Consider the following 22,301-nt stretch of genomic DNA (forward strand, 5'->3'; position numbering starts at 1 on the left):
AACCCCCGACTTCTTGGCAAAATCGGGGGTCAAAGTTTCCGGTTAATGAGTTTTCTACTTTAGGCTACCACAAAGCACCGATTCAGGATGGCTTCATGTTCTGTCCCAAACCTGGTATAGCACCAGCGTTTGAGTTCGTTTACTTCTTCAGCTATCAATAGTTTGATAGCTTTCCGAAGCTCTTTCTCGAAGAGAAGAGCATCGAAACTAACTTTTGTCAGAACGGTTTTCGCGTAATGCAGCATGGCAAAATTTGATAGTTAAAAAAATAGGTTATCCCTAACAACTGTTAAGGTAGAAAATTATCTGAACATCCAAAAGAACAATCAGCAACTTTTATCATCATACCTTAAAATTAAGGGTACTTTAGGCCCCTGTTAACTTCAAAAAAAGCAGCTTTCGGCCGATTAGCGCTTTGCTGATTAGATGCCATTGGGCTATTCAGTATTTTTGTAACGACTAATCACGATTATATTTTCGTATGCATAGATTTTTTTCGATAAAGGCAAGCATAGCACTTTTAGCAGTAATTTTCTTATCGATCGCTGTGAAGGCGCAGAATGCACAGGTAGTTTTAGGTCCAGACGAGATCGGTGAGAACCAGGCGTGGACAATTACCATCACGGTACAAAATGATCGCCTGAAGAGTTATGATAATTTTCCCGAGATAGCGGGATTCAAAAAACGCGGTACCTCTACGCAGTCAAGCACCAACATTATTAATGGTCAGATTTCTTCGTCACAAAGTGTAATCATGACGTACCTGCCATTGAAGCAAGGTGTGATCACTGTTCCGTCTTTTACATTAAAAGTAAACGACAAGCCTATAAATGTAACGGGCAAGAAAGTAAAGGTTGGCCCTCCCTTGCAGCAGCAACGCGATCCGATGCGCGATTTCTTCGATCGCCCTGATGACTTCTTTGGCCGTGGCGAAACTGAATTTATAGATATACAAGACGATGCCTTTCTGGCATTGACAACGAGTAAAGATAATGTATATGTAGGCGAAGGATTCAACACCACCATTTCATTTTATGTGGCTGCTGATAACCGAGCACCGTTGCAATTCTATGAATTAGGAAAACAGATTACAGATATACTCAAGAAAGTAAAGCCTGCCAACTGCTGGGAAGAAAACTTCAATATCGAGAATATAGAAGGCGAGAGTGTTACCATTAACGGCAAAGACTATACACAGTACAAAATATACCAGGCAACCCTGTATCCGCTGAACACAGAGCCTGTTGTGTTTCCTGCGTTTGATATGAAGATGATTAAGTATAAAGTGGCGAAGAATCCTTCCTTCTTTGGTCAGAACAGGAAAGAGGATTTCAAAACTTTTCGCAGTAAACCCAAACGGGTAAATGTTAAGCCGCTGCCTCCGCATCCATTGAAAGATGTAGTGGCCGTTGGCGATTATCATCTGGATGAGCGCATGCGAAACGTAGATTTGGAAACCGGCAACAGTGCTCCATACTCATTCAATATTTATGGTGAAGGAAATATATCGGCTATTGAGAAACCGGTTTTGAAACGCGATGGCAATTTTGAGTTCTATGAACCCAACGTAGAGCAGAATATAACACGACAAAACAATCGCGTAACGGGCACCAAGTCGTTCAGTTATTTTATGATTCCGAAAGAACCCGGCGAGTATAAACTGGGCGATTACTTTCAGTGGGTGTTCTTCAATCCGGAAAAAGCAAAGTATGATACACTCAAATCCAAACTTACAGTATATGTAACGGGAGAGAGCAAAAAGAATGAAGCGATTCAATCCAACGATCTGGGAAGTTTCTACGATAAGATCGATGCTGCAGATAACAAGCTTCAAACCATCGCGAACGATCGTTGGCAGCCATGGCTGTTCAACGGATTTATAGTAGTGATGCTGGCGGGCGCGGCTTTTCTCATATTCAAGAAGTAGCACGCTATAAAAAGAACTTCGCCTTTTAATTTTAATTCACAACCTTCCGCTATCTTCGACCCCGCATGAGCAATTCTTACGGAACTTTATTTAAGATATCAACCTTTGGCGAGTCGCACGGCCCGGCCATTGGTGTAGTGATTGACGGCTGTCCTGCCGGTTTGGTAATTGATGAAGCCTTCATTCAATCTGAGCTTGATCGCAGAAAACCCGGCCAATCTAAAATTACCACACAGCGGAAAGAAGATGATACATTCAAAATACTAAGTGGTGTGTTTGAAGGTAAATCAACCGGAACACCCATTGCTATAGTAATTGAAAACCAGGATCAGCGCAGTAAAGATTACAGTCATATAGCAGAAACGTTTCGTCCTTCGCATGCCGACTATACTTACGAAGCTAAATATGGCGTGCGCGACTATCGCGGAGGAGGCAGAAGCTCTGCACGCGAAACAGCAGCACGCGTAGCTGCCGGAGCTATAGCGAAGCTACTTTTGAAACAACATGATATGGAGATCAATGCATTTGTATCAGAAGTTGGCGAGATAACTGCGCCACACTATACACAACTCGACTTATCTAAAACTGAAGATAACATTGTGCGTTGTCCCGATGCTGATACGGCTGAAAAGATGATTGCGTTGATTGACCAGGTACGACTGGATCGGGATACGATTGGCGGTATTGTTACCGCAGTAATTAAAAATACACCGGTGGGACTAGGCGAACCTGTATTCGATAAACTTCATGCCGAGCTTGGTAAAGCCATGCTGAGTATAAATGCTGTAAAAGGTTTTGAATACGGAAGTGGCTTTGAAGGCACGCGGCTTCGCGGCTCGCAACACAATGATGAATTCTACAACGAAGGCGGAAAGATCAAGACCAAAACCAATTTCTCAGGTGGTATTCAGGGTGGTATATCCAATGGTGAAGATATATACTTTAATGTAGCCTTTAAACCGGTGGCCACCATTATGCAGGATCAGGCCAGTGTAGATAAGCATGGTAATGAAACTACGGTGAGTGGAAAAGGTCGTCATGATCCCTGCGTAGTGCCACGCGCTGTTCCTATCGTTGAAGCGATGGCGGCATTGGTGTTGGCAGATTTTCTGTTGCGTGCCAAAACCTCAAAGCTTTAATACGCTTCTGCTATATCGAGATAAAAGCCGCTTTGTCCTTTTTTACCAAAGCCCTGATCGACCCTTACGTTGAGCCGGTCTTTTCGGTTCATCATAATACGCAAACCTATGCCTGCATTCGGTTTAATGGTGTGATCAAAAAATGTATACCATTTCTCTGGTGTTAATGCGCCACCCGCCCATAGGGCAAGCCCGAGACGCCACCAGAGCTGCGTGCGAAATTCGGCCTGAAATGCATATAGGTTGTTATATCGATAAAAGCCGGTATAGTATCCACGCATCGTATATGATCCCCCGATATCTGCCATATCTTTAAAAGGCACGTGCCCTGTATTTACATTCGCCAGGAATTGAAATGCTACAACATCAATAGTGCTAAACAGGTTTACAGGATAGTATTGACGAATGTCAAGCTTGAAGGATTGAAAACGATACGTCTTTCGGCTCCAGGTCGGGTAAATATAGTACAGTGCTTCCAGGTAAAAACCCTTTCGGGGATATACATAGTTATCGCGGGTTTCTATGGTGAAGGCGGGTGCAACTCCCAATACCCAATAGTCATTATAGCCTGGAGGCTTATCTTCTATGAAGTGTCCTTGCCCGCCATCGATATTGGTAATGCGGTTGTAGCGTCCAGCTATACCGGCAAAGAAATGTTTGGCTAACAGCTTGTAAAGCCTTACATCGGCACCAATGCGGTTATATTGGATGGTATCTTTTTTTGATTCAGGATCTTCGGTTTCAATGCCATAATAATACTCGGGGAAGAATGTATAGTTAAATTTTCCATACACTATATATTTATTACCCGGTGTATACATACGCATCATGGTTCCCCAATCGTATTGCTTATTGATTGTGTAGAGAAAATAAGTTTGCGCGTACGATTTTTTTGTGGTGGTATCAAGCGCTTTTGAAGTTTCGAAGTTGGCCGCCAACAACGCACCAAAACCCAGGCGGGTTTCCGGCGAATAATAAATCACCGGCAGTGGTGTAAATCGGAAGTGTTTCATCGGTATACTGTCTTGTTGCGCATAACCCGAAACACAGATAAAAATCAAAAACAACGATAGTTTACTCATCACGGAAGTTAACTTTTTTGAAATGGAAAAGATAGTATGTTAAGAAACTGTTGTAGCATTGTTTAAATCGTTCGCACCAACGGCTTTTTCCAGTATATTGCGCCAACGTATAACCGTTAATCCGCAAGGATTTACGGGCACACGCTAAATCGTTTAAGAACGTCCTATGGCTGAAATTAGACCTGAGAAGAAGAACAGACTTACGTTATATATCATTGTCGCATTGCTGATGGGTATCTCGTTAGGCTTTATTCTGAATAAAAACTATATCAACGAAGAAAATGATCACATCGCGAATGCTGATGCGAAAATAGAGTTGCTCAACAGCCAGATAAATGCCACTACCGACAGTATTGTGTATAAAAAACTAGAGGCTGAGAAAAAAACCATCGTGACGCAGCGCAGTGCAGCCATAACCGCCCGTGATAAAAAGGTAGAGCCGTTCACGCTGATGGCAGATGTCTTTCTACGTCTCATCAAAATGATTGTAGCGCCGCTGGTACTATGCACATTGGTAGTAGGCGTAGCCAAACTGGGCGACATCAATACGGTGGGGCGCATCGGGGGCAAAACACTTTTGTGGTTTATCAGTGCTTCGCTTTTAAGCCTGCTGCTGGGATTAATTCTGGTAAATCTTTTCAAGCCCGGAACCGCGATGCACTTGCCATTGCCCGAGAGCACGGATCGTGTAGTGACCAATACTGGCTTTTCTTTGAAAGATTTTCTCTATCACATGTTCCCAAGCTCTGCATTTGATGCAATGGCCAGGAACGAGATTCTGCAGATTGTAGTGTTTGCCGTATTCTTCGGAATTGCAACGGCTGCCATAGGCGAACATGGAAAAATTGTTATCAAAGCTTTTGATGCTATAGCACATGTTATACTGAAAGTTACCGGGTATGTAATGAACTTTGCACCTGTTGCTGTATTTGGTGCCATGACTGCGGTAATTGCAAAACAAGGTCTTGGGATTCTTAAAACCTATTCACTTTTCATTGGAGAATTTTATATAGGCCTGGGTCTTCTGTGGGCATTTCTGATCATGGCAGGGCTGGTCATTGTTGGCAAGCGCGTTATTAATTTGATCAAGCACCTTCGGGAGCCCGTGCTATTGGCCTTCAGTACTTCCAGCAGTGAAGCAGCTTTTCCCAAGACGATGGAGGAGCTGGAGAAATTCGGATGCAAGGATAAGATCGTAAGCTTTGTGCTTCCGCTGGGCTACTCATTCAATCTTGATGGGAGCATGATGTATATGACGTTTGCTTCCCTCTTTATCGCACAGTCGTATAACATTCACTTGCCTCTGGGTACACAGCTGAGCATGCTGTTTGTGCTGATGGTAACGAGTAAAGGCATTGCCGGAGTGCCGCGTGCTTCGCTGGTGGTTATTGCAGGCACACTGGCCACATTTAATATTCCGGAAGCTGGTTTGGCATTGTTAATCGGTATTGATCCGTTGCTTGATATGGGGCGCAGTGCTACCAACGTAATTGGCAATAGCATCGCCACAGCCGTAGTAAGCCGCTGGGAAAATGCATTGGATGCGGAAACTCCGAGTGATCAATAACCTTCTTCTGTCTGACCGGGGCACTGTTTCCGTGAACTAAAATCGCTTAATTTTGTTCCGGAAATATAAAAACAGAAATCATGTTACAGGCCGCCCCTAAAAATGTTCATATCTACCTGGAATCGAACCCGAATCCAAATTCATTGAAATTTGTGGTGAACGAAATGCTCGTGCCCGAGGCTATGAGCTTTGATTTTCCCGATGCGGAAAGTGCCAGCATTTCGCCATTGGCACAGGAGTTATTTACATTCCCTTTTGTGGATCGCGTTTTCTTTGCCAGCAATTTTATTACCATCACAAAGAAGGAAGACGTAGAGTGGTTGGAGATACAGGGCACTTTAAAAGAATATATCAGGAAATACCTGGAAGCAGGGAAATTCATTATCGAAGTAAAGGATGAGCCTCTTTCGGCAGAAGAAGAGACTGAGACCATCAAAAAAATAAAGACAATTCTGGATGAATATATCCGTCCGGCAGTAGAGCAGGATGGTGGCGCTATTACCTATCACTCCTTCAACGAAGGTATTGTGAAAGTAAGATTGCAAGGCTCCTGCAGCGGCTGCCCTTCCTCTATGGTAACGCTAAAGGCCGGTATAGAAAATCTCTTCACACGCATGATGCCTGGTGAAGTAACCGCGGTAGAAGCATTGGGATAATCACAGATAGCTCCGTTCTTTTAATACGAGATTGGAAATAAAGAAGGCCGCTTATGTGAGCGGCCTTCTCGTTTTATGAAGATTATGTCTTATTCATTGCGTTCCATCAATTTGTTAGCAGCCAATTCAGGTGCAGGAATAGGCCATATATAATTTAACGCCGTGCTGGGAACAGCACCTACGGAAGCTTTCGCAGGGAAGTCTTCATTCAATCGAAGAATGTCCATGCTGCGAATGCCTTCACCTAAAAATTCTATTCTTCTTTCAAGTTTTATAGCACTCAGCAATTCAGCGTTATCGGCTGGTGCAAGTGTAACGCTGGCATCAGCACGCTGACGCACCGCGTTTAACAGTGCAAGAGCCTTTGCGTCAACATCGGCTGTAGTTCTTGCAATAGCTTCCGATAAATTAAGAAGCACTTCGGCATAGCGAATTACAGGAGCCTTATCTATGTAAGGTGTTCCGGAAGGATATTTACCCCAGAAGTATTCGGTGCTTACTTTATAGGCAAATGATCTGCGTGCATCGGTAACAGGCCAACCGGCTGTATCTCCCAATATACCTACACCTTTCTTGGGATTCAAACTATATTCACCACCACCAGGATTTGTAGAGGACGTAGAAGACGAACGGTAATAGAATGCCAACTGGTTTTGTGTGCCGGGAGCGTTTTGAGCTGTAAAAGGGAAAGAGAGTATACTTTCTGTAGTTTCCTGAGGTGATGCAAATACAGAAGCGATAGAAGCTTGCAACGCATGCGGCACACCGGTGGCAGCTTTGAAAGGAACAGTTTCTGATACAATCTTGTTGGCTTCCGTTATAACCGAAGCATAGTTGCCCATAGTAAGATATACCCTGGTCTTTAATGCAATCGCTGTATTTTTATGAGCTCGGGTTACATTCAATGTAGCCGCAGAAGAACCATACGTCAATGGCAGGTTTTGTTCAGCAAAATCAAGATCACTTATGATTTGTGAATATACTTCTTCAACGCTGCTCCTTTTCAAGTCGTTGTTCGCCAGCGAAGTCTCAGCCTGCAAACGGAGTGGTAACCCTTTGTTTACGCTGGGGTTGCCCAGTGTATAAGGCTTGGCATATATCTGCAGCAAACAGTGGTATGACAGCGCTCTTAATAATCTTGCCTCAGCTTTGAATGCAGGAAGTGTAACCGTTTTATAGTCTGATGCAAAAACCGGAGGAACAAATTTAGCATCGTTATCTTCGAGGCCTTGCAGGAATACGTTAATCTGGTTGATAGCGGCATAAGCAGTATTCCAGAGACTGATTACATCATTCTGAGAAGTTTCAGTTACGGTCTGGTTCCAAACCAATAAACCTGTAACACCGTTAGTGGTTCTGTTCAGGAAATCTTCAGCACGTATATCGTTATAAACCTGATATCGACCACCAAGGAACTGGCCGTTCTTTACGGCTGTGTAGAGGTTATTTACCTGTAATGAAACACGATCGGGAGTATCAAAAGCATACTGATCGATGAGCTGTGTTTTCGGAACCGGATCGAGCAGATCTGTCTGGCAAGAAAAGACACCGAATGTAAACACCGAGATAAAAGCCAGTGTCGTACCCTTCTTATATATCTTATATAAATTTTTCATTCTCGTAATTCATTATAGTTTAAAAACCTACGTTTACACCAACCGTGAAAGTCCTGGCTTGCCCAACGGAGTTTCTGTCTACACTACCGCCAGTTGTACTGTTACCGTTCGATGAAATTTCAGGATCTATACCTTTATAGCCGGTAATGAGGAATGCGTTCTGCACCTGGCCATAAATACGGGCATTAGCAATTTTGATTTTCTCAAGGATAGATTTAGGAACGCTATATCCGAGGGAAACATTTTTCAGGCGGATGAAATCTCCCTTCTCCACATTCTCAGAAATAACCAGTGCAGTTCCGTTAGAAATGTTATCACCATATACAACACGAGGGATGGAACCATTGGTATGCTCCGGAGTCCAGCGATCCAATACATCGGTGTGGTTATTCCAGAAGCGTTGATCACGCAAGCCTGATTTTGTACCATTGTAGATATAGTTGCCTCCCGAGAATTGGAAAAATATACCCAAGTCGAAATTCTTATACTTAAATGTATTGTCAAGGCCACCATACCATTTTGGTATAGCATTGTAGTAAACGCCATCCTGCAATTGTGTAGGAGCAGATATAGCATTGCCTTCCAGCGTACTCCAGCCAGTGCCGGCACCTCCATGATCGTACTGAACTATGGTTCCATCAGCTTTTACAAACAAGCGTCTTCCGTTGTCAGGATTTACGCCGATGGTTGGAACCGCCAGAATGCTTCCAAGCGAACGACCTACTGTTGTATAGTTAGAAGTTTCTAAAGAAGAAGTCGCTGTACCAATGCGATCGGCATCGGATGTTAATGCCAACACTTTGTTCTTAAGCGTAGTAACGTTACCGCCAATTATCCAGCTAAAGTCAGCGTTGCTGATTGCGTTAAATTTAATGCTGAATTCAATTCCTTTATTCTCCAATGATCCAATGTTGGCAGGAATTGTATTGGCAGTAGTAGGATTAGGAATACCTTTTGAAGGCGCCTGGGCAACATCCAGAATAAGTCCATCAACAAGATTTCTATACCACGAAAACTCACCTTGAATTCTGTCGTGTAAAATTCCGTATGTAAATCCAACATCCGTTTTCTTACTGGTTTCCCAAGTGAGTAAAGAATTCCCTGCCTGGTTATATCCTAATGTAGCAGCACTGCCATACAATCCGGAAGAATATGTATTCAATGATGCGAAATCATTTACACCCTGGCTGTTACCAACTTCACCATAGCTGCCTTTTAACTTGAAGAAGTTAATACTACCCAGAATAGGGTTGTTCTTCCAGAAGTCTTCTTCCGATATAGTATATCCAACGGATGCGCCGTAGAAGTTACCATATTTATCAGCCCACGCAGAGTAGCCATCGCGTCTTACATTCAGGGAAACAAAATATTTTTTGCCAAAGTCATAGTTGATACGACTGAAATAAGAAACCAGGTAGTTTTCTCCTTGCAGGTTGTTTGCTACAGCAATGTTTGTATAGTTACCCTCGAAGGTTGTGAAGTAGACATCTGCAATAGATGTGCGTTGAGCACCCCATCGGTCAACCTTGGTATATTGTTGTTCGCCACCCGCCAAAATAGAGACGAAGTGTTTGCCAACTTCAAGGTCGTATTGAATAGTGTTCTGCCAGTTCCAGCGTTTGTTGGTTCTATAATTGTTCGTAGCAGAACCTCCTAAGTTGTATCCATCGCCACCAAGCGATGTCTGGAAAGATATATCTTCGAATGATATTCTGTCTATACCGTAGGTGGTCTTCAAGGTCAGGCCTTTCACAACTTCCCATGCGGCATATATATTTCCCTGAACCTGATTGCTTTCGGACGTGAACGTATTTTTATCAAGGATCAATGCAGGATTATAGTATCCTGTTACCAGCGCACCCGGGCTGCTTGGGTTTGATGTAGGGTTCAGGTTACCACCTGCTCCCAAACCAGCACCGTTCAGATTGTAAGTACCGTCAGCATTATAAGCGGCAACGTTAGGAGGTAACACAAGCGGTAATCTTCCCAAACCAGCAGTTCCATATGCCTGACCACTCAAAGAACCGGAGTTGGGTGCAGAGTTTGTAATGTTGGCAAAAGAAAAGCTTGTGCCGATAGTGAACCGGTCAAATACTTTATGATCGAGGTTCAGGCGAAGCGATGTACGCTCAAATTCGTTTCTCTTCAACATACCTTCCTGCTTGGTATGGCCTACCGACATATAGTACGATGTGTTATCAGAAGCTCCGGAGAAACTTAAGCTATTGGAATGTGAAAAGCCCGTTCTATACACATAGTCATACCATCTTGTGTTGGTTGGTATATCATTGCCGTTTGCATCTTTCGGATAACGGAAGCTGCCTTCAATAGCCGTACCGTAGGTGCCAGTCTTACGTCTGGTGTTCTCGTTCAGGTTTGCAATAGCCTCGTTCTTGATCATCATATAGTCGTCTGCATTCAACATGTCGAAGAGACGAACCGGCTTTGTCCAGCCCACCCAGGCATCATACGTGAACTTGCTTTTACCCTTGGCTCCTCTTTTCGTGGTAATGAGAATTACACCGGCCGCAGCTCTCGATCCATAGATCGCACTGGCAGATGCATCTTTTAAAACCTCGATACTTTCAATGTCAGATGTATTCAGGTTACTCAGCGGGTTGTTAGGAGCTGAGTTTGTAGAGTTATCGCCAGAATAAGTGGGAATACCATCGATAACAATCAGCGGATAGGAGCTTAAGTTGATAGAGTTAACACCGCGAATGCGTATAACAGGGGGGTTGTTCAATACACCGTTCGGTACCGTAATGCTAACACCCGCTGCGCGACCGCCGAGGGCCTGCTCAAAACTTTGTACAGGAGCAAGTGCAATGTCACTCCCTTTTACGGAAGCAATTGATCCGCTGATGTCGCGTTTGCTTTGCGTACCGTATCCTACCACAACTACTTCACTCAACTGGGTGATGTCGGGAGCGAGAGGCACATTGATCACGGATTTATCACCGATCTCAATTTCTTTTGTTTCGATACCAATGAATGTAAATACCAAAGTACCTCCGGAGGCAGGAATTTGGATGGAATACCTTCCATCTACGTCAGTAACCACCCCAGTGGTGGTACCTTTCAGGATAACGTTTACACCAGGGAGAGAAGTACCATCCTCGGCAGACGTGACTTTTCCGGTAACCGTTCGCTCTTGTGCTACTAGCTGAAATGATAATAGACATAACAGAGCAAAGAGTAAAATCTTCCTCATAGTTTATAAGTTTAGGTTAAAGTAAGTCCCCTAAAGTATGGTATGAGGTAGTGAAATAAAATACCTTAGAATTAGGAGTAATAAAATATTCAACGGTTTGCGTACTGAAAAAAGGAATTTTATTCTGATTGAATATGCTTTTAAAAGCAAGACAGAAATTTTAAGGAACTTTTAAGGTGAAATGGCTTCTAAAATTCTTTAACCGTTCATCACAAACCTGGGGAATCGGATGAAAAACGGAAATAAACGTTTCACCTCATTTTATAAACAAAAGGGAAGTGGAGCGAATGTGTATAAATAAAAAAGGCACTTCATCGGTGCCTTTTCATGTATTACTTGATTCTTAGACTAAGCTTCTGCAACAGCTTCAACTGAAACGAAAGACTTGTCTGATTTACCTTTCTTGAAAACAACAACACCGTTTGTCAGAGCAAACAGAGTGTGGTCTTTTCCAATACCTACGTTCTTGCCAGGGTGATGTTTAGTACCGCGCTGACGAACGATGATATTTCCAGAAATTACTTTCTGGCCGCCGAATACCTTAATGCCAAGTCGTTTGCTTTCCGATTCACGACCGTTCTTAACTTTACCTTCGCCTTTTTTATGTGCCATGGTGTTGTGTCTTTAATGGTTTATGAATTAACCGATATTTTCGATTTGCACTTTGGTGTACTGCTGGCGGTGACCATTCTTCACCACATAGCCTTTTCTTCTTTTCTTTTTGAAGACAATCACCTTGTTGCCTTTTACGTGTTCCAGTATCTTTCCTGATACCGTGAATCCACTTACAGTAGGGGCGCCAATTTTAATATCTCCACCGTTATCAACGAGAAGGATTTTGTCGAAGCTTACAGAAGCTCCTACTTCGCCTTCCATCTTTGGGGCATAGATATATTGGTCTTTAGCCACTTTGAACTGTTTGCCTGCAATGTCTACTATCGCGTACATAGCTTTTTAAAATTGGATTGCAAAGGTAGGAAAAGAATCGGGATATCAACCTAGGTGCTCCAATAATTTTCCGACTTCTACTTCTTAATGTTGGTCGAAATTTTTGAAAAATTTTAATCGCATCAAATTAACTCAAATCATACACGAAAATGACATTACTAAGGGGTTATTTTACAGGAACTTATGTATCCACAATGCATCAACAAGTTATCCACATTTGTTGAAATCAGCCCGGAATCCACGTTTTGTTTTTTAGAATCGTTCTACTTCTTTTGTACACTTGGCGCTGACCAAAGGCAGACGTTCGGTCTGCTCTTAAAAAGCAAAAAGATTTAACGGATAAAAACACAGGTATTGGCATAATAATGCTGGCACCCTTTAGATATTTTAGTTTAACCCTAAAACCCTATTTATGTCATGAGCCACCAGGAGGAACCCATACTGAAGGAGAACAAAGATCGCTTTGTACTCTTTCCTATTCAACAACATGATATATGGAAGTTCTATAAGCAAGCGGAAGCCAGCTTCTGGACGGCCGAGGAAATAGACTTAAGTCATGATTTACGTGACTGGGAAACGTTGAATGATGGGGAGCGACATTTCATTACCCATGTGCTGGCATTCTTTGCTGCCAGCGATGGTATTGTAAATGAAAACCTGGCTGAGCACTTCGTAGCAGAAGTTCAATATACAGAGGCGAAATTCTTCTATGGCTTTCAGATAACGATCGAGAATATACACTCCGAGACGTATTCTTTACTGATCGATACGTATGTTAAAGATCCAAAAGAAAAAGACAAACTCTTTCATGCGATTGAAACTATGGATTGTGTGAAGAAGAAAGCCGACTGGGCATTGCGCTGGATTAACCAGGGCTCATTCCAGGAAAGACTTATCGCCTTTGCTGCCGTAGAAGGTATATTTTTCTCAGGCTCTTTCTGCTCTATCTTCTGGTTGAAGAAACGCGGACTGATGCCTGGTCTTAGTTTCTCGAATGAGTTGATATCGCGTGATGAAGGATTGCACTGCGACTTTGCTTGCCACCTATATACACAACACGTGGTGAACAAACTTCCGGAGCAGACCGTTATCGATATCATTAAAGATGCAGTTGAGATCGAGAAGGAATTTGTTACAGATGCACTTCCCGTTAATCTGATAGGCATGAACGCAGCGCAGATGCGTCAGTATATAGAGTTTGTTGCTGATCGTTTATTGAATGAACTGGTTGGCAAGAAAATATACAACGCTACAAATCCATTCGACTTTATGGATATGATCTCACTGAGAGGAAAAACCAATTTCTTCGAGAAGCGGGTAGCTGAGTATCAGAAAGCCGGAGTAATGAAGAGCACAGAAAAAGAAAGCGCTCCCAAGTTTTCTCTTAACGAAGATTTTTAATTACATTCAAATACTTTTTAAACTTCTCCACTAAAAACAACCCCTATTTCCGCGATGCTTGTACTAAAACGTGATGGACACAGAGAATCGGTTAAGTTCGACAAAATCACCGCTCGTATTGAAAAACTCTGTTACGGATTAGATCCGAAGTTCGTCAATCCTGTAGAAGTGGCCATGAAGGTGATCAATGGCCTCTATGATGGTGTATCTACACAGGAGCTTGATAATCTTGCTGCCGAGATCGCAGCAACAATGACTACCAAACATCCTGACTTTGCCAAGTTGGCTGCACGTATTGCTGTATCCAATTTACACAAGGTAACAAGCAAGTCGTTTTCAAATACCATGAAGCGACTGTATACGTATGTTGATTCGAAGACCGGACAAAACGCTCCACTGATTTCGAAAGAAACATATAAGGTAATTAAAGAACACGCGGCAGAACTGGATGAAGCGATCATCTATGACCGCGACTTCAGTTATGATTACTTCGGCTTCAAAACACTGGAGCGCTCATACCTGATGAAGGTGGAGGGTAAAACTGTAGAGCGTCCGCAGCACATGTTGATGCGTGTGGCGGTAGGTATACATGGTGAAGATATACCAGCTGCGATCGAAACCTATAATCTGCTTTCAGAGAAATGGTTTACGCATGCAACACCTACGCTCTTTAACGCAGGCACACCGAAGCCTCAGTTGTCATCATGCTTCCTGTTAACCATGAAGGATGACAGCATCGATGGTATATACGATACATTGAAGCAGTGCGCGAAGATTTCTCAGTCGGCAGGGGGTATAGGACTGAGCATTCACAACGTACGCGCGAAAGGCTCTTATATTAAAGGAACAGGTGGAACATCCAATGGTATTGTTCCGATGTTGCGTAACTTCGATATGACTGCACGTTATGTTGATCAGGGTGGAGGAAAGCGCAAAGGAAGTTTTGCTATATATCTTGAACCCTGGCATGCTGATGTTTTCGAATTTCTGGATCTGAAAAAGAACCACGGTAAAGAAGAAATGCGTGCACGCGATCTTTTCTATGCAATGTGGATTCCTGATTTGTTCATGCAGCGCGTAGAGAACAATGAAATGTGGTCTCTCTTCTGCCCGAACGAAGCTCCCGGTCTTGCTGAAGTATGGGGTGAAGAATTTGAAAGACTCTATGATAAATATGAGAAAGAAGGCAAGTTCCGCAAGCAGGTAAAGGCACAAGATCTTTGGTTCGAGATTCTCGAGTCACAGATCGAGACAGGAACTCCCTATATACTCTACAAAGATGCTGCGAATAAAAAATCGAACCAGAAGAACCTGGGAACGATTAAGTCCAGCAACTTGTGTACAGAGATCATCGAATATACTTCTCCTGACGAAGTAGCAGTTTGTAACCTGGCTTCTATTGCACTGCCAAAATTTGTAACGGAAGACGGCAAGTTCGATCATCAGAAGTTATATGAAATCACAAAAGTTGCTACCCGCAACCTCAATAAAGTAATTGATGTTAACTACTATCCGGTAGTAGAAGCGAAGAACTCCAACATGCGCCACAGGCCCATTGGTTTGGGTGTACAAGGTTTGGCAGATGCATTTATTATGTTACGTATGCCATTCGATTCTGAAGAGGCACGTAGCCTGAATGCTGATATCTTCGAAACTATATATTTCGGTGCGATGGAAGCTTCTATGGAGCTTGCCAAAGTAAACGGCCCATACGAAACGTTTAAAGGTTCGCCTGTATCAAAAGGAATATTCCAGTTTGATATGTGGGGTGTTGCACCTACAAGCGGCCGTTGGAACTGGGAACAACTGAAGCAGGAAGTGAAGAAGCATGGTGTGCGTAACTCTCTGCTGGTAGCCCCTATGCCAACAGCATCTACTTCGCAGATATTGGGCAACAATGAATGTTTCGAGCCTTATACCTCTAACATTTATACTCGCCGCACATTGTCAGGCGAATTTATCGTTGCTAACAAGCACCTGATGAGAGACCTGATGAGCCTCGGCCTGTGGAGCGAAACGATGAGACAGAAGCTGATCGCTGCCAACGGTTCTGTTCAATCTATACCAGAGATACCTCAGAACATAAAGGATATCTATAAAACAGTATGGGAGATTTCGCAGAAAGCAATCATCGATATGTCTGCTGACCGCGGTGCCTATATCTGTCAGTCACAAAGTCTGAACATCCACCTTACCAATCCTAATTTTGGTAAACTTACCTCTATGCACTTCTATGCATGGAAGAAAGGATTGAAGACCGGTATGTATTATCTGCGTACCAATGCGGCTGCCGATGCTATCAAGTTTACATTAGATAAAGCAGCGCTTCAGCAACCCACTGCTGCAATCGCAGAAGCATCTGCAACGAGCGATCAGGCAACTGCAGAAACTATAGCCGTAGTAGCAACACAAACTGCCGATGCACAACAGATCGCATTGCAATACGAGCAGAACATGTCTGATATGATGTGTTCACTTGACAATCCGGATGCATGCGAAGCTTGCGGCAGCTAACACAGGGAAGTTTAAACTGGTTTAAAAATAGAAAGCCCGGTCAATCGACCGGGCTTTTGCTTTCCTATAATTTAAAAATGTGTTTGATGCTATGCGATATAGATACGGCTGTAGGTCACGTTACTTATCAAGGAAGATAAATTCAATTCTTCTGTTCTGCGCCATTCCTGCCGGAGTTTTGTTGGATGTCACCGGTTTGGAAGAACCATAACCACGTGCTGTGACTCTGTTTTTAGCAATCCCTTGTGTGGTGATATAGTTGGCAACCGCTTTCGCCTGGTTCAAGGTTGATACCTTCGAAGAAGGGTCTGTATGGGCTCCGATTTCAATCTTTACTTTCGGATTGGTCGCCAGGAATGAAACAAGTCTGTCGAGCTCTGGCAATGACGATGGATCGAGCGTAACATTATCTGGTTTGAAGAATATACCTTTCAGCAACACAGATTGCCCCCGTTCAAAAGGAACGATTAATAAATTGCGGGTAATGTTTACTTCATTGGATTCCTGCGTGAGGTCTATTGTTTCATATATGGGGTAAAATCCCTCGGCAACAGCACTGAGTATGTAAGCCGATTTTAACGGAAAACGGAGCTCATATACATTTTGTAATGAATCTACAATGGCCGCTATAGATGAGACGCCCTCTACCCGCACACCTGTATTGATTTCCGGGGGAAGTGTAGTATTGGTTTTTTTGTTGATGATCATACCGCTTACGATCGCCATTTTTTCAGCATCAGCCTGCAGATCGAGTGTAATCTCTTCATAGCCATCGATGCCTTTCAGATCAATGAGATCGGGAAGTGATTCAAATCTCCGCGCACTCACCTGCACATAGTATACTGTGCCATGGTTCAGTTTAATAGAATAGGTGCCCTTCTCAAGGTCTACCTTGGCTGAATCTATCTCTTCGCCATCGATCATAATTCTGGGGCGTGCTGATGCAGGAATAGTCTGATCTGTATTTTTGATCAGTAATTTGCCTTTCACTAATACAAAGGGGACGGGCTCTTCTTCCAGATCCGCATGTAAGGATCTGAACTCTGTGTCCTTTGTGGCATCTACATGAAGAGGTTTGGCGCCATACTGGTATAGATCTGCCGTAATGGTATATTCTTTTCCGAAAGGCAACTTGGCCTTAAAAGTAGCCGAGTCGCGATTGAACACGATATTTTCACTGGGTTTACCATTTATCAGCAGTTGTACATCTTTATGGGAGAGTAATCGTTTTGTCTTCGCATTAACGACCGAACCGGTAACCAGAACGTACGGCTGATCTTCAAATAACTTGATCATGAATATATCTCCCTTACCGGTTGAATTGAATGTGGAAGAATAATATCCCCAGGCTCCGTTGAGGCTTGTTCTCAACCAGGCTTCATCACCTGCTGTATTGATAGTGTCGTTCAATGCTTCCGGTGTAGACCATGCGCTCCACTCATCGTTCAATCGGGTTACGCGGTATATATCTGATCCCTTACCTTTATTAGCACTGCTGAAGTATAGCGTTTTGTTGTCGATTGACAGGAAAGGAGTGTTTACTTTTGCTTTCAGACCTTCTATGGTGATAGGATCTTTCAGACTTCCATTTTCACTGCGCTCATACACCAGTAATTTGCTGTGCTTTCGAACAATCAGATATTTACCATCGGCACTGAGTGTAGCATCGTCTGATCCTTTGATATTCAATTTTTGCGGTGCAGACCACGCCTCATTTTGCCAGACAGAAAGCGATAGTCCTTCATCTGTGTTAATCAGCAAGCCGCGGCCATCTGCTGTTATGGAAAGTATAATGTTATGCTGACCAATGTTCAGAGAGTTGGATCGCTCTGCCTGAGACCATGATCCATCCGGCTGCAGGTTGCTTATCCATATATCGGTACTGTTTTTTTCACCGAAGCCATTTTGAGGATGATTCCTGCGATTGAAGAGAATGGTTTTTCGGTCTGAAGAAATTACGGGGCTTACTTCATCATATTCAGAATTTACCCCTGCGCCCAGGTTTTTAGGAAGGAAGGAAGACTGGGCGTGTGCAGCCAATGTGAATAGCAGTGCGCAGGTAAATGCCGTAAATTTCATGGAGATAAAAAATTTTGAGTGGAAATGCAGGCGATAAAAATAGATCACCAGCCGCACTCTGAAAAATACATGTAATAAAATGTGCCCTTTTCTCCCCTTTATGCAGAGAAGTCTGGTAGCTAATATTTATTCCTTTGCCATATTCCGTTATCATGGATGCGAATCACCCTTTTTTTCTCACTTTTTTTGATGCAAGTTTTGCTTTACCAGTTTCACTTATTGCAGCGCTTCGCGTCATAGTTTTAATGTGCTCTGCTTTTCGGAAGCGAAGGGCACTCCAATCTTCATCAATAGCTACCATACGTACGGGTTCAAATCCATGTTTGCCCAATTCTTCCCAACCATTGTCGCGGTTAAATTCGCAAGTGTATCGCCTGGAGGTTCCTTTCGGATAGGCAAACCATAAAAGACCATCTTCTTCCAGCAAGGCAGCAACTTTGCTGGTAAGGTCATTCACTTCCTTTTGTTTGGTAACAAAGGCCAGAAAAAATGATACACCCTTCGCCCCGGCAAGTGTTGTTTTGATAGACGCCATGTCTTTCATTTCATCCGTTTCCTTTTTAAAACTATCAGGCGAATTGATGATATGAAGCTGTTGCTGATCTTTATAGTTGAGCTTCTTGAAGACAAGATTCATACGCAGGAATTATATAACCAAAGGTATCTTTTGAAGCTTTAATGGTAAAGCATATTGAGGGAAAATTTGCCATATTTATAATGTGGCGGTGAGGGCTGCGATTCGCGGGAGGAAACCAGATACAATCATGAATGACTATATATAATGAAAGACAACCTTCGCAGTCAGGGATGGTTTGGGAAAGCAGGTAAAGATGGTTTCATCTACCGTGCGTGGATGAAGAACCAGGGTATTCCTGATTATGAATTTCGCGGGAAGCCGGTGATCGGTATTTGCAACACGTGGTCTGAGCTTACGCCTTGCAATGCGCACTTTCGTGAACTGGCAGAATCTGTCAAGCGAGGTATATCGGAAGCAGGCGGATTCCCGGTAGAATTTCCGGTGATGTCGCTCGGAGAAACTTTGATTAAACCTACCGCGATGCTATACCGGAATCTTGCCAGTATGGATGTTGAAGAATCAATACGGGCTAACCCCATCGATGGTGTGGTGTTACTCTGCGGTTGCGATAAAACGACACCGTCATTGGTGATGGGTGCCTGCAGTGTAAATATACCCACCATCGTTGTATCGGGTGGACCGATGCTTACGGGTAAATTTCAGGGACGCGATATTGGCACCAGCGATGTGTGGCGATTCAATGACGCTGTACGGTCTGGAGAGATGTTGCAGGAAGAGCTTACGGTTGCAGAGGCATGCATGTGTCGCAGTCGTGGACATTGTGCGGTGATGGGAACGGCTTCAACGATGGCTTGTATGGTAGAGTCACTTGGCCTTTCGCTTCCTGACAATGCAGCTATACCAGCGGCAGATTCGCGCAGAAAAGTGATCGCGCAGTTGTCGGGTAGCCGTATCGTTGAAATGGTGCAGCAAAATATCAGGCTCTCGGATATCCTTACGCGCAAAGCATTTGAAAACGCTATCCGTGTAAATGCGGCCATTGGTGGCTCCACTAATTTTATTATCCATCTGCTGGCAATTGCAGGACGCATTGGTGTTCCGCTTTCACTGGAAGATTTTGATGTACTCTCAGCCAATGTACCATTGTTGGTAAATCTGCAGCCTTCCGGAAACTTCTTTATGGAAGACCTCTATTATGCAGGCGGGCTTCCGGCTGTTATGAAAGAATTGGACTCGCTGCTGCATGGAGATTGTATAACGGTTAACGGCAAAACGCAACGTGAGAATTATCTGAAAGCCGCCTGCTATAACCGTGATGTAATCAGCACAATAAATGCACCGATCAGTGCATTGTCAGGAGTGGCTGTGTTAAGAGGAAACCTCTGCGAGAACGGTGCTGTAATAAAACCTTCAGCCGCCAGTTTAAAACTGATGACACACACGGGCAAAGCGGTCGTGTTTGAAGACATCGAAGACTATAAGAACAGAATTGACGATCCTGATCTGGAGGTAGATGAGAATAGTATTCTGGTTCTGAAGAATGTTGGACCCATCGGATATCCGGGTATGCCCGAAGTAGGCAACATGGCCATTCCTAAAAAACTATTGGCGAAAGGTGTTCATGATATGGTACGCATCTCTGATGGTCGCATGAGTGGAACCGGATTCGGCACGGTAGTATTGCATGCATCACCGGAAGCAGCTTTGGGCGGAAACTTTGCTGTAGTAAAAGATGGTGATATTATTTCGCTTGATCTTGGGAAGCGTTCCCTCACGCTCATGGTATCAGACGAAGAGCTTGCCTATCGAAAGAAGCATTGGAAACCGCGCCATAAGCAATACGACCGTGGATATGTATATCTCTATCAGCAGCAAGTGGAGCAGGCACATGTAGGAGCTGACATGAAATACCTGAGAGGAGGCTCGGGCAGCGAAGTAACACGTGACTCACATTAACAAACATTCATGGCAACATTCAAAGATCAGGTGGCGATTGTTACCGGAGCAGGCCAGGGTATAGGTCTTGAAATATGCAGACAACTGGCGGCAGCAGGTGTTAAAGTTATATTGAACGATGTAGAACAAGCGCTGGCAGAAGAAGCTGCTGCCGATGTTCAAAAACATCATGGTACTTGCATTGCTATAGCAGGTGATGCAGCTGACACGGTGTTCCTTGATACGATAGTGGAGGAAGCAATGCGGTATTTTGGGCGACTTGATATTGTTGTTGCCAATGCCGGCATTACACTCTTTGGAGAATTTCTGACCTATACTCCGGAAGATTTTAATGCTGTGATGCGTGTGAATCTTGGCGGAAGTTTTTTTCTCGCACAGGCAGCGGCACGCAAAATGATCGAACAGCAAAATGGAGGACGCATTTTGTTTATGTCGTCAGTTACCGGCCACCAGGCGCATAAAAATCTGGCAGCGTATGGTATGAGTAAAGCAGCGCTGGAGATGCTTGCCAAGACACTAGTGGTGGAGCTATCGGAGTATAAAATTACGGTTAATGCATTGGCACCTGGAGCCACATTAACGGAACGCACAATGCACGACAGTACTTACGAAAATACATGGTCGCGTATAACGCCAATTGGCAAGCCTGCTACTACTCAGGATATAGCGCAGGCTGCCCTGTTCCTGGTTTCACCACAAGCAGGGCACATTACCGGGCAGTCGCTGATAATCGATGGTGGTTGGACTGTGGTGAGTCCATCGCCTTACTAGTATATATATGCTCAGAAGTACCGCTCATAGGTGATTCCATAGGTAAACAACAAATTCTCGCGACTGGTGGCGCTGAGTTTGTTATAGGAAAGGGCAGTGGTGACACTAATTCCTTTTTTTAATTTTATGGAAAGCGATGTGTTTGATTTGATGATATAATCTTGCCAATCGTCTAATGAATTTTGAAGAAAGTGTGAGCCTTCCAGTACAATAAATTCGCGTATGATGAATCGGAATTTTATGCGGAATGAATTTCGCGCCACTTCATATTGATTTGATCCGCCTTCCGGTAAGTCATACAAATCTCCTTTGTCATAGAGCAATCCATCGCTTAATACGATGAGCGCCTTTTTTCGATCAAGTATATTATAGCCAATACCCGCTCCGGTTTGGTATCGGTGGTTGATCTTGAGTGAGTAACTTTTCTCGAAGTTTGCCAATCCCCAATAGTAGAAGTGCGGAATAGTTTTATACCAGTTAAAGTCGAGCCCGGTATATACATCATTGTTTGAAAGAATGCTGAGTTGCTTTCCGTAGGTCCAGCTTGAAGTAGCGTTGTATGAGTAGTCTTTTTTACTGACGCTAAAGCGAAGGTTGTTCGTTAATACATAAGATGTTCCTTCATTTACTTTATTGATTGTACCGGTAGAAGCGCCGTTGATATAATAATGCGTTGTATCACTAAACTGACCAAAAGCTGTTACAGAGCAACAGTTTATTAGAAAGATAAGATATGGATACAGACACTTCATCCGGCAGTGTTATAAAAAAAGATGCCTGTTGGATGCAAGATCGCAATGGCGAATCGCGAGTAAGGAAAGCGGTTACTGCATTGAGATCGTTGCTGCTTGCAGCAGGCTGACCTTTTGAGATCGTCTCTTTTTCTAAGCTGA

The 22,301-nt window shown here is 43.5% G+C and carries 17 protein-coding genes; 8 read left to right on the forward strand and 9 right to left on the reverse strand.

Annotated features, from left to right (window positions below):
• Positions 1–59: 59 nt before the first annotated feature.
• Positions 60–245 carry a hypothetical protein gene (locus tag V7Q33_RS01975; RefSeq protein ID WP_333818723.1) on the reverse strand — a complete coding sequence of 62 codons (186 nt, stop codon included), beginning with the start codon at positions 243–245 and terminating at the stop codon, positions 60–62.
• Positions 246–481: 236 nt separating this feature from the next.
• On the opposite strand from V7Q33_RS01975, the gene V7Q33_RS01980 reads away from it, so the two are divergent.
• Together V7Q33_RS01980 and aroC are read left to right on the forward strand one after the other, a co-directional pair.
• Positions 482–1,927: a BatD family protein gene (locus V7Q33_RS01980; protein ID WP_333818724.1), complete on the forward strand. Its 1,446-nt coding sequence runs from the start codon at positions 482–484 to the stop codon at positions 1,925–1,927.
• A gap of 65 nt (positions 1,928–1,992) precedes the next feature.
• Positions 1,993–3,066, forward strand: coding sequence for a chorismate synthase (aroC, locus tag V7Q33_RS01985; RefSeq protein ID WP_333818725.1), 1,074 nt, complete (start codon positions 1,993–1,995; stop codon positions 3,064–3,066).
• Here the strand turns inward: aroC and V7Q33_RS01990 are convergent.
• Positions 3,063–4,148, reverse strand: coding sequence for a BamA/TamA family outer membrane protein (locus V7Q33_RS01990; RefSeq protein ID WP_333818726.1), 1,086 nt, complete (start codon positions 4,146–4,148; stop codon positions 3,063–3,065). The two genes, aroC and V7Q33_RS01990, sit on opposite strands and share 4 nt — an antisense overlap.
• Positions 4,149–4,314: 166 nt before the next feature.
• Here V7Q33_RS01990 and V7Q33_RS01995 point away from each other — a divergent pair, with 166 nt between their 5' ends.
• Complete coding sequence (locus V7Q33_RS01995) at positions 4,315–5,715, forward strand: dicarboxylate/amino acid:cation symporter (protein ID WP_333818727.1); 1,401 nt, start codon at positions 4,315–4,317, stop codon at positions 5,713–5,715.
• Positions 5,716–5,795: 80 nt separating this feature from the next.
• Positions 5,796–6,371 (forward strand): NifU family protein, encoded by a 576-nt coding sequence (locus tag V7Q33_RS02000; protein WP_331977812.1) that lies wholly within the window; start codon positions 5,796–5,798, stop codon positions 6,369–6,371.
• Between the two features lie 89 nt (positions 6,372–6,460).
• Here the strand turns inward: V7Q33_RS02000 and V7Q33_RS02005 are convergent, their stop codons facing one another.
• The 4 genes from V7Q33_RS02005 to rplU form a co-directional block, all read right to left on the reverse strand.
• Positions 6,461–7,987: a RagB/SusD family nutrient uptake outer membrane protein gene (locus tag V7Q33_RS02005; RefSeq protein ID WP_333818728.1), complete on the reverse strand. Its 1,527-nt coding sequence runs from the start codon at positions 7,985–7,987 to the stop codon at positions 6,461–6,463.
• A 19-nt stretch (positions 7,988–8,006) separates the two neighbouring features.
• Complete coding sequence (locus tag V7Q33_RS02010) at positions 8,007–11,201, reverse strand: SusC/RagA family TonB-linked outer membrane protein (RefSeq protein WP_333818729.1); 3,195 nt, start codon at positions 11,199–11,201, stop codon at positions 8,007–8,009.
• A 348-nt stretch (positions 11,202–11,549) separates the two neighbouring features.
• Positions 11,550–11,813 (reverse strand): 50S ribosomal protein L27, encoded by a 264-nt coding sequence (rpmA, locus tag V7Q33_RS02015; protein WP_331977806.1) that lies wholly within the window; start codon positions 11,811–11,813, stop codon positions 11,550–11,552.
• 27 nt (positions 11,814–11,840) lie between these two features.
• Entirely contained in the window at positions 11,841–12,149 is a 309-nt protein-coding gene (gene rplU, locus V7Q33_RS02020) for a 50S ribosomal protein L21 (RefSeq protein ID WP_331977804.1), read from the reverse strand.
• 417 nt (positions 12,150–12,566) lie between these two features.
• Here rplU and V7Q33_RS02025 point away from each other — a divergent pair, with 417 nt between their 5' ends.
• Positions 12,567–13,550 carry a ribonucleotide-diphosphate reductase subunit beta gene (locus tag V7Q33_RS02025; protein ID WP_331977802.1) on the forward strand — a complete coding sequence of 328 codons (984 nt, stop codon included), beginning with the start codon at positions 12,567–12,569 and terminating at the stop codon, positions 13,548–13,550.
• A gap of 54 nt (positions 13,551–13,604) precedes the next feature.
• Positions 13,605–16,064: a ribonucleoside-diphosphate reductase subunit alpha gene (locus tag V7Q33_RS02030; RefSeq protein WP_333818730.1), complete on the forward strand. Its 2,460-nt coding sequence runs from the start codon at positions 13,605–13,607 to the stop codon at positions 16,062–16,064.
• Between the two features lie 120 nt (positions 16,065–16,184).
• On the opposite strand, the gene V7Q33_RS02035 is transcribed toward V7Q33_RS02030, so the two are convergent.
• A complete protein-coding gene (locus V7Q33_RS02035) occupies positions 16,185–18,143 on the reverse strand; it encodes an OmpA family protein (RefSeq protein ID WP_331977798.1) in 1,959 nt (652 codons plus the stop codon).
• Between the two features lie 163 nt (positions 18,144–18,306).
• The gene (locus V7Q33_RS02040) at positions 18,307–18,780 is read right to left on the reverse strand and encodes a hypothetical protein (RefSeq protein WP_331977796.1); all 474 of its coding nucleotides are present in this window, start codon (positions 18,778–18,780) and stop codon (positions 18,307–18,309) included.
• 144 nt (positions 18,781–18,924) lie between these two features.
• Here V7Q33_RS02040 and V7Q33_RS02045 point away from each other — a divergent pair, with 144 nt between their 5' ends.
• Together V7Q33_RS02045 and V7Q33_RS02050 are read left to right on the forward strand one after the other, a co-directional pair.
• On the forward strand, positions 18,925–20,637 hold the full coding sequence (locus tag V7Q33_RS02045; protein ID WP_333818731.1) for an IlvD/Edd family dehydratase: 1,713 nt from the start codon (positions 18,925–18,927) through the stop codon (positions 20,635–20,637).
• A gap of 9 nt (positions 20,638–20,646) precedes the next feature.
• Positions 20,647–21,408 (forward strand): SDR family NAD(P)-dependent oxidoreductase, encoded by a 762-nt coding sequence (locus V7Q33_RS02050; RefSeq protein ID WP_331977794.1) that lies wholly within the window; start codon positions 20,647–20,649, stop codon positions 21,406–21,408.
• 11 nt (positions 21,409–21,419) lie between these two features.
• On the opposite strand, the gene V7Q33_RS02055 is transcribed toward V7Q33_RS02050, so the two are convergent.
• Entirely contained in the window at positions 21,420–22,160 is a 741-nt protein-coding gene (locus V7Q33_RS02055) for a DUF481 domain-containing protein (protein WP_333818732.1), read from the reverse strand.
• Between the last annotated feature and the right edge of the window lie 141 nt (positions 22,161–22,301).

Origin of the sequence: Ohtaekwangia sp. (assembly GCF_036786105.1) — a bacterium.
In the GTDB taxonomy this organism is placed as follows: domain Bacteria; phylum Bacteroidota; class Bacteroidia; order Cytophagales; family Cyclobacteriaceae; genus Ohtaekwangia.